The sequence below is a fragment of the Kitasatospora cinereorecta genome, assembly GCF_024172095.1.
Lineage (GTDB): Bacteria > Actinomycetota > Actinomycetes > Streptomycetales > Streptomycetaceae > Kitasatospora > Kitasatospora cinereorecta.
In genome coordinates, this window is the sequence record NZ_JAMZDX010000002.1 from 339,920 (window position 1) to 353,826 (window position 13,907).

The 13,907-nt window shown below is 76.3% G+C and carries 13 protein-coding genes; all 13 read left to right on the forward strand.

Going from position 1 to position 13,907, the window contains the following annotated elements; all coding sequences use genetic code 11:
• The first annotated feature begins 28 nt into the window (after positions 1 to 28).
• The 13 genes from FHR36_RS08465 to FHR36_RS39220 all read left to right on the forward strand — a co-directional run bounded on the left by FHR36_RS08465 (position 29) and on the right by FHR36_RS39220 (position 13,874).
• Positions 29 to 883, forward strand: a complete 855-nt coding sequence (locus FHR36_RS08465) for a hypothetical protein (protein ID WP_253795337.1) — start codon at positions 29 to 31, stop codon at positions 881 to 883.
• A gap of 198 nt (positions 884 to 1,081) precedes the next feature.
• Complete coding sequence (locus tag FHR36_RS08470; protein ID WP_253795338.1) at positions 1,082 to 1,642, forward strand: hypothetical protein; 561 nt, start codon at positions 1,082 to 1,084, stop codon at positions 1,640 to 1,642.
• Positions 1,636 to 2,589, forward strand: a complete 954-nt coding sequence (locus tag FHR36_RS08475; protein WP_253795339.1) for a hypothetical protein — start codon at positions 1,636 to 1,638, stop codon at positions 2,587 to 2,589. Before FHR36_RS08470 ends, FHR36_RS08475 begins: the two co-directional genes overlap by 7 nt.
• 47 nt (positions 2,590 to 2,636) lie before the next feature.
• Positions 2,637 to 3,350 (forward strand): SAF domain-containing protein, encoded by a 714-nt coding sequence (locus tag FHR36_RS08480; RefSeq protein WP_253795340.1) that lies wholly within the window; start codon positions 2,637 to 2,639, stop codon positions 3,348 to 3,350.
• Positions 3,350 to 4,459 (forward strand): hypothetical protein, encoded by a 1,110-nt coding sequence (locus FHR36_RS08485; protein WP_253795341.1) that lies wholly within the window; start codon positions 3,350 to 3,352, stop codon positions 4,457 to 4,459. The genes FHR36_RS08480 and FHR36_RS08485 overlap by 1 nt, the downstream gene beginning before the upstream one ends.
• Entirely contained in the window at positions 4,449 to 6,038 is a 1,590-nt protein-coding gene (locus FHR36_RS08490; protein ID WP_308199239.1) for a TadA family conjugal transfer-associated ATPase, read from the forward strand. The genes FHR36_RS08485 and FHR36_RS08490 overlap by 11 nt, the downstream gene beginning before the upstream one ends.
• Positions 6,038 to 7,063, forward strand: coding sequence for a type II secretion system F family protein (locus tag FHR36_RS08495; RefSeq protein ID WP_253795342.1), 1,026 nt, complete (start codon positions 6,038 to 6,040; stop codon positions 7,061 to 7,063). The genes FHR36_RS08490 and FHR36_RS08495 overlap by 1 nt, the downstream gene beginning before the upstream one ends.
• Before the next feature lie 16 nt (positions 7,064 to 7,079).
• Positions 7,080 to 7,964 (forward strand): hypothetical protein, encoded by an 885-nt coding sequence (locus tag FHR36_RS08500; protein WP_253795344.1) that lies wholly within the window; start codon positions 7,080 to 7,082, stop codon positions 7,962 to 7,964.
• 45 nt (positions 7,965 to 8,009) lie between these two features.
• Positions 8,010 to 8,273 (forward strand): hypothetical protein, encoded by a 264-nt coding sequence (locus FHR36_RS08505; protein ID WP_253795345.1) that lies wholly within the window; start codon positions 8,010 to 8,012, stop codon positions 8,271 to 8,273.
• A 113-nt stretch (positions 8,274 to 8,386) separates the two neighbouring features.
• Entirely contained in the window at positions 8,387 to 8,746 is a 360-nt protein-coding gene (locus tag FHR36_RS08510; RefSeq protein ID WP_253795346.1) for a TadE family protein, read from the forward strand.
• On the forward strand, positions 8,743 to 9,210 hold the full coding sequence (locus FHR36_RS08515) for a TadE/TadG family type IV pilus assembly protein (protein ID WP_253795347.1): 468 nt from the start codon (positions 8,743 to 8,745) through the stop codon (positions 9,208 to 9,210). The genes FHR36_RS08510 and FHR36_RS08515 overlap by 4 nt, the downstream gene beginning before the upstream one ends.
• A gap of 147 nt (positions 9,211 to 9,357) precedes the next feature.
• On the forward strand, positions 9,358 to 9,780 hold the full coding sequence (locus FHR36_RS08520) for a hypothetical protein (RefSeq protein WP_253795348.1): 423 nt from the start codon (positions 9,358 to 9,360) through the stop codon (positions 9,778 to 9,780).
• Positions 9,780 to 13,874: a BTAD domain-containing putative transcriptional regulator gene (locus tag FHR36_RS39220; RefSeq protein WP_301329962.1), complete on the forward strand. Its 4,095-nt coding sequence runs from the start codon at positions 9,780 to 9,782 to the stop codon at positions 13,872 to 13,874. Before FHR36_RS08520 ends, FHR36_RS39220 begins: the two co-directional genes overlap by 1 nt.
• Positions 13,875 to 13,907 lie beyond the last annotated feature (33 nt).

The following is a 13,907-nucleotide window of genomic DNA, read 5'->3' on the forward strand; positions in this document are numbered from 1 at the left end:
GCTTGGGTGGTGGACGGGCCGGGGACGGATGGGGGCGGTACGGATGGGCGGCGGCATCGAACTGGTGGTGATCGGGGCGGACGGCGGGCCCGACCGCAGCTGGGGCGGTTCCGCCCGGGCGGGGGACGGCGCCCGGACGCTCGCGGCGGCGCTGCCCGGCCGGACGTTCGACGCCGGCGCGCGCGGCTGCGCGGTCAGCCACCTGCGGCCGGATGCCGACGCCAACACGATGCTGACCGCCCTGCGGCAGGCGGGCCAGCGGCCGGCCCGCTGGCTGGTGGTCTGCCTGGTGGGGCAGCTGGTCGCCGACCCGCGCGGCCGCCGGCTGGCGCTGGTCACCGCCGGCTCCACACCGGACAACGCGTACCGCCGGGGGCTCGCCTGGGACTGGGTGATCAGCGCGATGGTCCACGGCGACCAGGAGGAGACCCTGCTGCTGGTCGACGCGGTCGCCGACCGGGACACCTGGGCGGCGCTGCAGCGCGAGGACGGCGCGGGCGAGTTGGTGGCGCACTCCCGGGTGCCGCTGTGGGGCCGGATCGGCCGCTACACGGGTGGGCGGCGCGGGCGGGACGCCGTACTGCCGGGCGGTGAGGGCTCGTTCAGCTGGGCGCTCGGGCGGGTGCTGGACACCGGGGTGCCGGGTGCCCCGGCGGCGGTCGGGCCGCTGGAGCTCCAGGCGGCGGTCGCCGGGCAGTTGGCGTGGGGCGAGCCGGCGGCCGGTTCCGTCGACGCCCTGTTGCCCGTTCCGCGGGACGGGGGAAGACTTCTGATGCGCAATAGAGCGGCCGTGAGAGGTGCGTTGGCCGGATTGTCGCTTTCCGATGAACTCTTGGCTGTTCTGTGGCGAGAAAACACCCCAACGGATCCGCCTTCCGCGTAAGGTCAGGGGGCCCGGAGTGTTGCCGTGTCGGGGAGGGGTGGCGAAGAATCGATGCCCCGGAAGCAGCACACCGGGACGGCGGACGAGTTTCGCGACCATGGCCCCCGACGGCGCCGGTCGCGGCGAGGTGGGGCTATGCGGCGACGCGCGAATGCGGTGCGCCCAGGGGTGATCGGGGTCGGCGGGGTGGCGTTGTCGATGCTGCTCACCGCCTGCTCGAGCGGTGGAGCGACGGGTTCCGCCGACCGTCTGGGTACGCCCGGGGCGAGTGTTCCGGGCGGTTCCGCGATCACTCCTTCGAGTGGTTCGTCAGCGACCGGCGCGGCCCCCACCGACGGGGCTGAAGGGGCGTTCGGGCGGATCGTCCTGAGGTCGTACCAGGCCTGGTGGGACGCGCAGACCGACGCCTTCGGGCGATCGGATTCGGACGGATCCCAACTGCGGGAGCTGTCATCCGGACAGGCCCTGAGCGAAACCCTGGCCACCCTGGACGAACTGCACCGCACAAAGCTGGTGATGACCGGCGCCCCGCGCAACTCCCCGGTGGTGCGGACCCTCGATCTGAAGGCCGATCCGCCGACCGCGGTGGTCGAGGACTGCCTCGACGTCTCCGCCTGGCACCAGGCGGATTCCGTCAGCAAAACCGTGAAGGATCCCGCCCAGCGCTACTCCCGCTACGTGGTGACGGTCGGTCTGCGGAAGGCCGACAGTCGCTGGCTGATCGTCTCCTACCAACGCGAGGTGGGTCGGACATGCTGAACTCGATTCGTTCCATGACGGTCTGTGGACTTCTCACGCTCGGTCTGGTCGCCGCCGGGATCACCTCCGCGAGCGCCGACGACCCGACCTCCACCGGCACCGTCACCCAGTGCGCCAACCAGGCCGTCTGCGGGTCGGTCACCGACCACAGCGGCAGTACGCCGAGCCCCGGGGCGACCCTCGGCGGTTCGGGCGGCGGGGGCGGCGGTGTCCAGATGTGCAGCTGGAACGGGCAGCAGTGGCCGTGCTGGGACGACGACCTGGGGTGGTTCAGCACCTCGGACGGCTGCTACTACCAGGCCTCCGACCCGCAGCCGCCCGCCGACGACCCGGCGTGGGCCGGCCACAAGCCCACCGACGGCGCCGTCTACGAGGTCAACTGCCGCGGGGTCGGCGGCCAGCTGACCCCGAAGCCGCTGATGTTCTTCGCCGCCGCACCGGTTGCCCAACCGCCCCGCGACCGGCCGATCGACATCGCCCGGCGGACCGTCAAGCAGATGCACTTCGACTCGCCCACCCTGCACGCGGCCCCCGCCGGTACCGCGGTGGTGGGCTCCCCGGTCTGGCTCTGGTACGACGCCACGCCGACCACCGCCGGCGTGCAGACCAAGAAGGTCGACGGCCTGGGCCTGAGCATCACCATCACCGCCACCCGCGGGGAGGTGAGCTGGGACCCGGGCGACGGCAGCTCCACCTTCGGCTGCAAGGACTCGGTCACCCCGTACCGGAGCGACCTGCCGCGCGACGCGGTCCCGCCCTGCGGCTACACCTACCGGACCAGCTCGGCCAAGGCGAAGGACACGTCCTTCTACCTGACCGCCAAGTTCCTCTGGCACGTGGAGGCCACCCGCTCCGACACCGGCGCGGTGTTCTACCGGGTCGACATCCCGGTCGACACCGCGGTGCCGCTGAAACTGCAGGTGGCCGAGGTGCAGGTGCTCAACTGACCGTCGGCGTCCGACCCGTCCCGCCCCGTACGAAAGGCCGAAGCCCGGTGGAAACCCGAAGCATCCCGACGCCGAGCCCCGGCAGTGCCGCGTTCGCCCCCGAGCCGGTGCGGCCCGCGCCGCACACTCCGCCGCGGCGGCTCGGTGCGCGGCGCCGCCGCCCGGCCGTGCTGGCGATGGCGGTCGCGCTGATCGCGGCGGGCGGGCTCGGCGGCGCGGTGCTCTACAACTCCAGCGGGCAGCGGATCGCCGTGATCGCGCTGGCCCGCGACGTGTCGATGGGTCAGACCCTCACCGCCGACGACCTGGTGGTGGCGCGGATCGCCGGCGACCCGGCGCTGCGCCCGCTGGACGCCCGGGACCTGGCCCGGATCGTCGGCCTGCGGGCCACCACCGACCTGCACCGCGGCTCGATGCTGACCAAGCCGGACGTCACCGCCGACCCGGCCGTCCAGCCCGGCCAGCAGCTGGTCGGCGTGGCCGCCAAGCGCTCCCAGCTGCCCGCCACCCGGCTCCAGCCCGGCCTGCAGGTCCAGATCGTCTACACCCCGGACGCCAAGGCCGACCAGTCCACCACCACCCGCACCCCGGAAACCCTCGCCGCCGTGGTCGCCGCGGTCGGCAAGGCCGACGCCGACGGCGTCCAGGTGGTCGACGTCGCGGTCGGCCCGGCCGACGGCGCCCGGCTGGCGGTCTGGGTGGCGACCGGCAAGTTCCAGGTGGTGCTGGCCCCCCGAGCCGGCACGGGCGGGGGATCCTGATGGCCGTGATCGCGGTCGCCGGCGGGCCCGGCGCCCCCGGCGCCACCACCTCCGCACTCGCCCTGCTGCTCGCCTGGCCGCTGCGGCCCGGCCGCCGCGTCCTGCTGGTCGAGTGCGACCCCGACGGCGGGGCCGTGCTGGCCGGCGCGCTCGAGGGCCGGGTCGAGGCGGTGTACGGGCTGCGCAACCTGGCCGTCGCCGACCGGCGCGGACTCCTCGCCCGGACTCTCTGGGAGCAGCTGCTCGACGTCTCCCCGCAGGGCACCGGCGACCGCCTGCTGCTGCCCGGCCTCACCGACCCCGCCCAGGCACCCGGTCTGGCGTACACCTGGGAGCCGCTGGTCGAGATGCTGCACGGACTCGAACCGCAGGGCTACGACGTGCTGCTGGACCTCGGCCGGTCCGGCGCCCACGGTCCGGGCGCGGTGCTGGCCCGCCGCGCCGACGTGGTCGCGGTGACCGTCCGCTCCACCCTGCGCGGCCTCAGCGGCGCCCGGCCGCGGATCGCCGCCCTGCGCGAGGACCTCGAGACCAACGGCACCGGCGCGGACGCGCTCGGCCTGCTGGTGGTCGGCGAGGGGCCGTACCCCGTCGCCGAGGTCGCCCGCGAGTTCCGGGTGCCGGCGCTCGGGCTGCTGGCGTACGCGCCGCGCACCGCCCGGGTGCTCTCCGACGGCGGGGACACCGGCGACCGGCGGTTCATCCGCTCCGAACTGATGCGGACCGCCCGCACCGCCGCCGACCGGCTGCAGGAGCTGGTCGCGCTGCGCCGCCGACGCCTCGCCCCGGCCGCCGCCGCGTCGCCGGCCCCGTCCGGCGGGCCGCTCCCGTACCCGCCGCCGCCGGCGCCGTACGCTCCACCGCCGGTGCCGTACGCTCCGCCGCCGGCGTCCGCGCCGTACCCGCAGGCACCGGTGGTCGGCGGTCCGGTCCACGGGCCGGTGCCGGGCCCGGCGCCGCAGGCCGTGCTGCCGCAGCCGCCCGATCCCCAGCCGGTCTCGTACGCCCAGCACATAGCGCCGCCCGCGGTGCCGCAGCCGCCGGCGCCCGCCCCCTTCCCGAGCCAGCCGGCGCCGGGCGCTTCGGGGGAGGTGCTCCGTGCGCGCTAGCCCCGTCAACGGCCACCCCGTCAACAGTCACTCCACCAACGGCTACTCCGTCACCGGCCTGCCCGGCGGCGTCACCGCCGCCACCGATGCGGCCGGTCTGCCCTGGGGCGCACCCGCGCAGCCGGTGGCACCAGCGGCGACGGTCGGCACCGGCCCGGTGCACGCCGTGCCCGAGCTGCAGCCGGTCGCCGTCCGCCCGGCCGTCGACCCGCAGGTGGCCCGGGAGTTGAAGCGCCAGGTGGCCGCCGAGCTGCACCAGCAGCTCTCCCGGCTGGCCGAGAACTCCACCACCGAGGTCGACCGGGCGACCCGCCGCCAGCGCGGCCGAGCCCTGATCGAGGAGGCGGTCGCCCGCTGGTCCGACGCGTACGCGCAGACCCACGGCATCCCGCCCACCCGCGAACAGGACCGGGCCCTCGCCGAGGCCGTCTACGACCTGCTGTTCCGCGCCGGACGGCTCCAGCCCTACCTGGACGACCCGGAGATCGAGAACATCCTGATCAACGGCAGCGACGACGTCTGGATCTCGCGGGTCCACCAACCCCTGCGCCAGGTACCGCCGGTGGCCGACAGCGACGAGGAACTGGTCGAGCTGCTGCAGGACCTGGCCCGCCAGCACGGCGGCGGCGAGCGCAGCCTGTCCACCGCCAGCCCGATGCTGGCGCTGCGGCTCGAGGGCGGCATGCGCCTCCAGGCCATGACCGGGGTCACCCCGCGGCCGTACGTGGCGATCCGCCGCCACCGGGTGGCCAGCGCCACCCTGCCCGACCTGGTGCAGCTGGGGACGGTGGACCCGAGCCTGGCCGCCTTCCTGGGGGCGGCGATCCGGGCCCGGAAGAACGTGATGATCACCGGCACCCAGGGCGTCGGCAAGACCAGCCTGCTGCGCGCGATGGCCGCCGAGATCCCGCCGGACGAGCGGGTCGGCACCCTGGAGTCGGAGTTCGAGCTCTGGCTGCACACCCTCGGCCACCTGCGCCAGGTCGTCCCGATGGAGGCCCGCGAGGGCAACGGCGAACGCGTCGACGGCCGGGTGGCCGGCGAGTTGACGATCGGCGAGCTGATCCCGGCCGCGCTGCGGATGACCCTCTCCCGGATCATCGTCGGCGAGGTCCGCTCCGCCGAGGTGGTACCGATGCTGCGGGTGATGACCAACGGCGAGGGCGGGTCCATGTGCACCCTGCACGCCCGCGGCCCGCACATGGTGGTCGACCGGATCGCCGAACTCTGCCTGGAGTACGGCGCGCACATGACCGACAGCCTGGCCTACCGGCTCACCGCCAACGCCGTCGACTTCATCGTGCACGTCAGCATGGTCGACGAGACCGCGGTCGGCGGGCGCCGGCACCGCTTCGTCTCGCACGTCCTGGAGGTGACCGGCCTCGGCGAGTCCGGCCGGCCCGCGATGAACACCGTCTTCGGTCCGCGCCCCGACCTCGGCGAGCCCCGGGCCGTCCCGCACACCCCGCCGAACTGCCTGGACGACCTGCGCCGGGCCGGGTTCGACGCGGGCCTGCTCCAGTCCCCGTACGGCAGTTGGAGCGCGCCGCTGGCGCTGCGGATCGGAGGTGGGCGCTGATGCTGCTCTTCGTGCTGTGCGGCCTCGCCCTGGTCGGCGGCCTGGTCGCGCTGGCGGTCGGCCTGGTCGGCACCCGCGACGACGGGGAGGACCACGGCCGCAACCCGCTGGAGAGCCGCGCCCACCTGTTCTGGTACGGCGCGCCCGGCACCGCGGCGCCCGGGATCGTCCGGCTGCGCCGGATCCAGACCGCCGCCGCGCTGCTCGGCGCGCCGGCCGGCTGGCTGGCCACCGGCATCCCGCTGGCCGCCGTCCTGGTGCCGCTGGGCGTCTTCGGCCTGCCCTGGCTGTTCGACGCCACCCGCTCCGACACCCGCCGGATCGAACGGCTGGAGGCACTCGCCGAGTGGACCCAGCGGCTCGCCGACGTCCTGCTCCTCGGCGTCGGCCTCAACCAGGCCATCCTGACCAGCCGGCGGACCGCGCCCGCCGCCCTGGAGAGCGAGATCACCGATCTGGCCGCCCGGCTCCAGGCCCGCTGGCGCCCGGAGGACGCGCTGCGCGCCTTCGGCGACCAACTCGCCGACGCCACCGCCGACAAGGTCCTCGCCGCCCTGCTGCTGCGGGCCGGCGACAGCGGCCCCGGGCTGGCCCGGGCGCTCGCCGACATGGCCGCCTCCGTGCGCGAGGAGGTCCGCCAGCGCCGCGCGATCGAGGCCGACCGGGCCAAGCACCGCACCACCATCCGGTGGCTGGTCGGCATCATCCTGTTCGTCCTGGTGATGGGCGCGCTCAACTCCCGCTACACGCAGCCGTACTCCACGCTGGTCGGCCAGCTGGTGCTGGCCGCGGTGGCGGTCGCGTTCGTGCTGGTGATCGCCTGGATGCGCTCGCTGGCCGCGCACACCCCGCTGCCCCGGATCCTGGAGCAGGACCGCCGTTCCAAGGCGGGCCGGCTGCCCGGCGACCGCACCCCGGCGCCGGAGGACGGCGAACTCCCGGTCCGGGAGGGCGCGGTGGTGGGGACTGCGGGGGCTGCCGGAGCTACCGGGGCCGCCGGGTTCGCGGCGGAGAAGACACCGTGATGGTCGAGGAGGAGCAGTGATCTCGCCCTGGGCCGTGCTCGCCGGCGGCGCCGCCGCCGGCGGAATCGCCCTGCTCGTCGCCGAACTCCGGCCCGCACCGCCGGACCTCGGCCAGGCACTGGACCGGCTGCACCGCACCCCGCTCCAGCACCCCGTGGACGAGCAGGACCTGCCCGCCTGGTACGACCGGGTCGGCGCCCGGTCGCTGCGGCTGCCGGGCGTACGGATCCCGTACCAGCAACTGGCGTTGATCGGCCGCACCCCGGCCCGGTTCATGGCGCACAAGCTGCTGTTCGCCCTGCTCGGCCTGGTGCTGCCCGGCTACCTGTCGGCGATGGCCGCGCTGGCCGACCTGGCGCTGCCGGTCGCCGTCCCGCTGGTCACCGGGCCGATCCTGGCCGGGCTGCTCTGGTTCGTCCCCGACGGCATCGTCAGCGGCGAGGCCAAGGAGGCCAGGACCGAGTACCTGCACGGCATCGCGGCGTACCTCGAACTGGTCGCGCTGGAACGGGCCGCAGACTGCGGACCGGCCGAGGCGCTGCGCCGGGCCGCCGCGGTCGGCCGCGGCACCGTCTTCCGGCGGCTGCGCGACGCCCTGGAGCGCGCCGCCACCGACCGGCTCCCGCCCTGGGACGGACTGGACGCGCTCTCCGAGGAGTTGGGGCTCACCCCGCTCCAGGACGTGGCCGACATCATGCGCCTCTCCGGCACCGACGGCGCCGCCGTGTACGACACCCTCCGGGCCCGTGCCAAGAGCCTGCGCGGCGAACTCCTCGCCGAGGAGCTGGCGCAGGCCAACACCGACAGCGAGCGGATGGTGGCGCCGGGCTCGGCGCTCACCCTGCTGATGACGGTGCTCATCGTCTTCCCCGCGCTCTACCAGATGCTCGAAGTCGCCTGACCCGTGCACCACTTCCGTCCCTCTCGACGCCATGGAGACCACACCATGACCCGGATCAAACTGCTGCTGGCGGCGCTGCTGCTGCCGCTGCTGTATCCCGTCCACCTCGGCCTGCCGGTCCTGCGGTACCGGCTGGGCCGGCTGAAGGCCGCCCGGCTGGCCGGCGACCGCGGTGCGATCAGCATCGAACTCGCCCTCGCCGTCATCGTCGTGGTGGGCATCGCCGGCGCCGTCCTGGTGCTGGTGAAGACCCTGGCCGGCAACGTGGAGAAGAAGATCCCGTCCGACGTGCCGGCCGCCGGACAGTGATCCGCCGGCTGTCCGCCCGGCTCCGCGCCCGCCCGGGCGTCCGGCCGGGCGTCCGGCTCGCGGGCGTACGCGTCCGGCCGGGCGTCCGGTTCGGCGGTCGGGACGCGGGGGTGATGACCCTCAGCCTCGCGATCGTCCTGCCCGCGGTGATCGCCGTCATCATGCTGGTGGTGCAGGCCGCGCTCTGGTGGTACGCCAGTCAGGCCGCGCTCACCGCCGCCCGGGAGGGCGTGGAGGCGGGCCGGATCCGGGACGCGACGGCCGCCGACGGGCCGGACCGGGCCAGGGACTTCCTCGGCCGGGTCGGCGAGTTGGCGAAGGAGAAGGCCATCGAGCCGTCGGGTGACGCGGACACCTACCGGCTCAGCGTCAGCGTCCACCCGCTGCTGGTGCTGCCCGGGTTCGAGGGCCTGTCGATCACCGAGACGGCCAGCGCCCCGCGGGAGCGGTTCGTCCCCCAGGGGGCGCGGTGAGCGGGGCCGGAGGCGGGCGCGGGAGGGACCGGCGCCGGTTCGGCGGGTCCGATCGGGGCAGCCTGGCCCTGGAGGCGGCCATCCTGATCCCGGTGGTGCTCGCCTTCGTGCTGATGGCGGTGGCCGCCGGACGGCTGCAGACCACCGGATCGGTGGTCGACGCCGCCGCCCGGGCCGGCGCCCGGGCCGCCTCGCTGGCCCGCACGCCGGAGGGTGCGCGGGCGGCGGCCGCCGAGGCCGCCGGCGACGTCCTGGCAGGTCGGAGCGTCCGGTGCACGCAGGAGCCGATCGGGGACCCCGAGTACGGCAGCCTGGACACCGCGGGCGGGCGGCTGGAAACGGTCACCGTCCGGGTGCGGTGCACCGTGCCGCTGCGGGATCTGCTGCGGTTCGACGGGGTACCGGGGGAGAAGACACTCACCGGGGAATTCACCTCGGTGATCGACCGCTACCGCGGGGACTGAGCGGAGTTGGGGGTAGGGGCAGTGGTGGGGACGGAGCCCGGGGGAGGGGTGACGGTGCGTTCGCGGCAGGTGGGTCCGGGTCGGGTGCGTCCGGGTCGGGTGCGTCCGGGTCGGGGCGGCGGGGCCGTCCCGGTCGGTGCGCGGCCGGTGCGACGGGGCCCGGACGACGGGGCGATCTCCGTCCTGGTCGCGATCACCGCCGCCGCGCTGGTCGTCCTGGTCGGCGTGGTGCTGGACTTCGGCGGCCGGCTGCGCGCCATCGAGCAGGCCGACGCCCGGGCCCAGGAGGCCGCCCGGGTGGCCGGCCAGCAGCTGGACGAGAAGGCGCTGCGCGACGGCCAGGGCTACCGACTGCGCCAGGACGTGGCCGAGCAGGCCGCCGCCGCCTACCTCGGCCGGTACGGCCTGACCGGCGCCGTGTCCTTCCCCGACCCGCGGACCGTCACGGTCACGGTCGACACCCAGTACCGGACGGCGCTGCTCGGCGCCGTCCACCTCACCACCCTCCCGGTGCACGGGCACGGCAAGGCCGCCCTGGTGCACGGCGTCACGGAAGCGGAGAACGGCTGATGGCCGCGCGAGGAGCCCACGAGCAGACCCGTCACCCCCGTCCGGCCGACGGCGGGGGCGGGTACCGGCACCACCCCGGCGGCCCCGGCGGTCCGCGGCGTCCCGTCGCCGGACCGCCGCCCCGCCGACGGCGTCCCGGCGGCTCGCTGGCGGCCGCGCTCGGCGCCCTGCTCGCGCTGCTCGGCCTGCTGGCGGCCGTCCCCGCGCTGCTGCTGTACGGCACGCTCGCGGTCGCCGGCATGGGCGCACCCGCCGAGGGCGGTGTGGTCGCCGCACTCACCGGCCCGGACGACGGACGGCTGTTCCTGTGGGCGCTGGTGGCGGTCGGCTGGCTCGCCTGGCTCTGCTTCGCCGGATCGGTTCTGCTGGAGATCCCGGCGCAGCTGCGCGGGCGGGTCGCCCGGCGGCTCCCGGCGCTCGGCTGGAGCCAGCGCCTCGCCGCCGGACTGGTCGGCTCGGTGCTCGCCCTCCTCCCGGTCGCCGGCTCCGCGTTCGCCGCGACCCCCGAGCGCCCGCAGATCGCCGCCGCGCCCGCCCAGGTGACCGCCCGGGCCGAACTCCTCGCGCTCCCCGCCGCGGCTCCCGCCACCGCGCCCGCGGCCCCCGAGCAGCAGCCCGCGTACACCGTTCGCGACACCCGGCCCGCCGACAGCCTGTGGTCCATCGCCGAGCGTCAACTCGGCTCCGGCGAGCGGTGGGTGGAGATCGCCAAACTCAACGACGGCCGGGTGATGGACGACGCGGGACTGCGCTTCGACGCCGACCGGCCGATCCAGCCCGGCTGGCGACTGCTGATGCCCGCCGACGCCAAGGCCGACGACGCCCGCAGCGGCGCGCCCGCCGCCCTGCCCGCGGCCGCGCCGACGCCCGCCCACAGCAGCGTCACCGTGCACGACGGGGACACCCTCTCCGCCATCGCCCAGCGGGAGTTGGGCGACGCCGAGCGGTGGCCGCAGATCTTCGCGGCCAACCAGGGCGCCCAGGCGCCGGACGGCGAGCGGCTGACCGACCCCGACCTGGTGGTGCCGGGGATGGTGCTCAGCCTGCCGGGTGCGCCGGCCGCCCAGCCGCCGGCCCCGGCCCCGACCGACCCCGGGCAGCAGCCCGAGCAGCCGGCCCCGGCCACCCCGGCCCCCAGTGCGCCTGCGCCGGCCGCCTCGGCTCCGGCCACGCCCGCGCCCTCGGGGGCGGCGACCGAGCAGCCCTCGCCCTCCGCCACCGCACCCTCCGCCACTCCGGTGGGCCCGGTCGCCTCGGCGACGCCGCAGCACACCGCGCCGGCCGCCGAGCCCAGCGACGACTACCGCATCGCGCTCGCCGCCTCCACGATCAGCGTGCTGCTCGCCGCCGTCATGATCGGTGCCGTCGCGCGCCGTCGCACCGACCAGCAGCGCGCCCGCCGACCCCGGCACCGGATCACCATGCCGGCCCCGTCCGCCGCCCGCTTCGAGGCCGAACTGCGGGCCCGGCAGGACACCGAGGGCCTCGAACTGCTCAACCGCGCCCTGCGCACGCTCGCCCGCAACACCGTGCGCGGCGGCAAGAAGCTGCCCGCCCTGGTCGCCGCCCGGGTCACCCCGGCCCGTACGGTCGAGCTGCACCTGGCCGGCCCGGCCGTCCCGATCGCGCCCTTCCGGGCCGCCCACGCGCCGAACGTCTGGTGGTGCCCGGACGACGCGTCGGACCTGCTCTCCGCCGGGCAGGCCGCCAAGCACGCCGCGCCGTACCCGGCCCTGGTCACCCTCGGCAGCTCGCCGGACGGCTCGGTGGTCCTCGCCGACCTGGAGACCGTCCGGCTGGTGCACCTGTCCGGCCACCCCGAGGACGCCGAGGACGTGCTGCGCACCCTGGCCGTCGAACTGGCCCACAGCCCCCTCGCCGACCGGCTCCACCTCCATCTGGTCGGTGTCGCCGCCGACCTGCCGGGGTTCGGCCCGGCCGCTGAGCGGATCCACCACCACGCCTCGCTCGAGGACGCGCTGACCGCCCTCGGCCCGCGCACCGCCAAGGCCCGGGCCACCCTGGTCGCCGCCGACGCCACCAGCCCGCGCGACGCCCGCAGCCTGGGCCGGGCCGACGACTCCTGGACCCCGGAGATCGTGCTCTCCGCCCAGCCGCCGACCGGTACCGTCCCCGCCGAGCTCGGCCGGCTGCTCGACGGCCGCCCGCGCACCTGCCTCGCCGTGATCACCCGGGCGCCCGAGCGCGGCGCCGGTCCGGTCGCCCGCTGGACCCTGCCCAGCACCGGCGCGGCGACCCTGCCCGGGCTGCACCTGACGGTCGAACTCCAGCGCCTGGACCGCGAACAGTACGAGCACATCGGCGAACTCGTCCGCAGCTCGGCCGACTTCGCCCAGCACCCGGCCCCGGACTGGACTCTGGAGGGTCCGGGCGAGGATCTCGACCCGGCCGAACTCCCGCTGCCCGTGCCGGTCCTGGCCACGGTCGGCGCCGCGGCCGAAGCGGACGAGGCGACCACCCGGCTGCTCGCCCGGGTCATCGGCACCGGCGCCAGCCCCTTCGCGGGCACCGCTCCCACTGCCACACCGGCCCCCGCGTCGGCCGCCTCCCGGCACATCGCCAACGCGCTGGGCCTGCACGCCGTCAACCCCGGCCCGGCGGCGCTCCCTGCGGCGCTTCCCCCGGGGGTCCCTGCGGCGGTCGTCCCGGTCCGGCCGGCCCCCGCGGCCGACGGCTCCGGCGGGGCGGACTCGCTCAGCGCCTGGGCCCGGCTCGCCTCCGGCTTCCCGCTGGGCGAGGGCGCGGCCGACGCTGCGCCGGTGGCCTGGGCCGCCGACCCGGAACCCGCCGACGCCGGCCCGGACGGCCTCCGGGACGAGTCCGTCCGCCTCGACCGGGCGCCAGCTCAGGACTCCGTCGAGTCGCCCCTCCGTCCCGCCCTGCCGCTCGGCGGGACGGGTCCGGCGGCGACCGAACTGCCCGACCTGGAAAGGGAGTCCGGCTACAGCTTCAACGGGCGGTCCGACACCGACACGCTCCCGTTGACCGTGCAGCGCCCGGCCGCAGAGCCGGTCGAGGAGCCGGTCGCAGAGTCGGTCGACGATCGCGCGGAGGACGACACCACCCCGCTCCCGGCGGTGGAGGCGGCCCCCGAGCCCGCGCCGACCCCCGAGCCCGCACCCGCTGTCGAGCCCGCGCCCGCTTTCGAGCCCGCACCCGAGCCCGCGCCGACCCACGACCAGGCGCCGGCCCCCGACCCGCACGCCACCGCCGCGCAGACCCGGCCCGCCCCGCGCCCGGAGACGGCACCCGCCCGCACCGACAGCGACGACCTGCTCGCCATCCTCCGTTCCCCGGAGGCGCACACCATGCGCGGTGCCCCGCGGATCCGGCTGCTCGGCCCGGCGGACGTCCTGGGGGCGGCGGGCAGCGCCGAGCCGTCCGCGACCGCCCGGCTGACCGAGCTGGCCGCGTACCTGGCGCTGCGGCCCGGCACCGAGCACACCGTGCTCGACCGCGACATCCACCCCGGCGCCGCGCACCTGGACCCGCGGGCCACCGCCGAGCGCCTGGCCGAGCCGCTGCCCGCCAAACTGGTCGCCCTGTCCGGCTGGTTGGGCGCCGCCACCGACGGCCGCCCGTTCCTGTCGGCCGAACGCGCCGAGGCGTACACCCTCGCCCCGACGGTGACCTGCGACTGGGACGAGTTCCGCAGCCTGTACCGCCGCGGCATGCGCTCCACCTCCGCCACCGCGGACGCGGCGCTCGCCCACGCGCTCGCGCTGGTGCGCGGAGCCCCGTTCGCGGAGACCCCGGCGGGCGCGTACGGCTGGGCGGAGACCGAGCGGCAGGACATGCTGGCCGCGATCGTCGACACCGCGCACGAACTGGCCGCCCGCCGCCTGCAGTACGGCGACCACCGCACCGCCGAGGCCGCCATCTTCCGCGCCCTCGCGGTCGCCCCGGACGTCGAACTGCTGCACCGCGACCTGTTCTACGCCTACGCCTCGGCCGGGGCCCGGGAGCAGCTGGTCCGGGCCGTCAACCGCCTCGACGCGCTGTCCCGCCGTACCGGCCGCGACCTCGACCCGGACACCGTCGCCCTGCTGCGCGATCTGCTCACCGGCGAGTGACGTCCCGGTGGCGGGGCGGCCGCCCCGCCACCG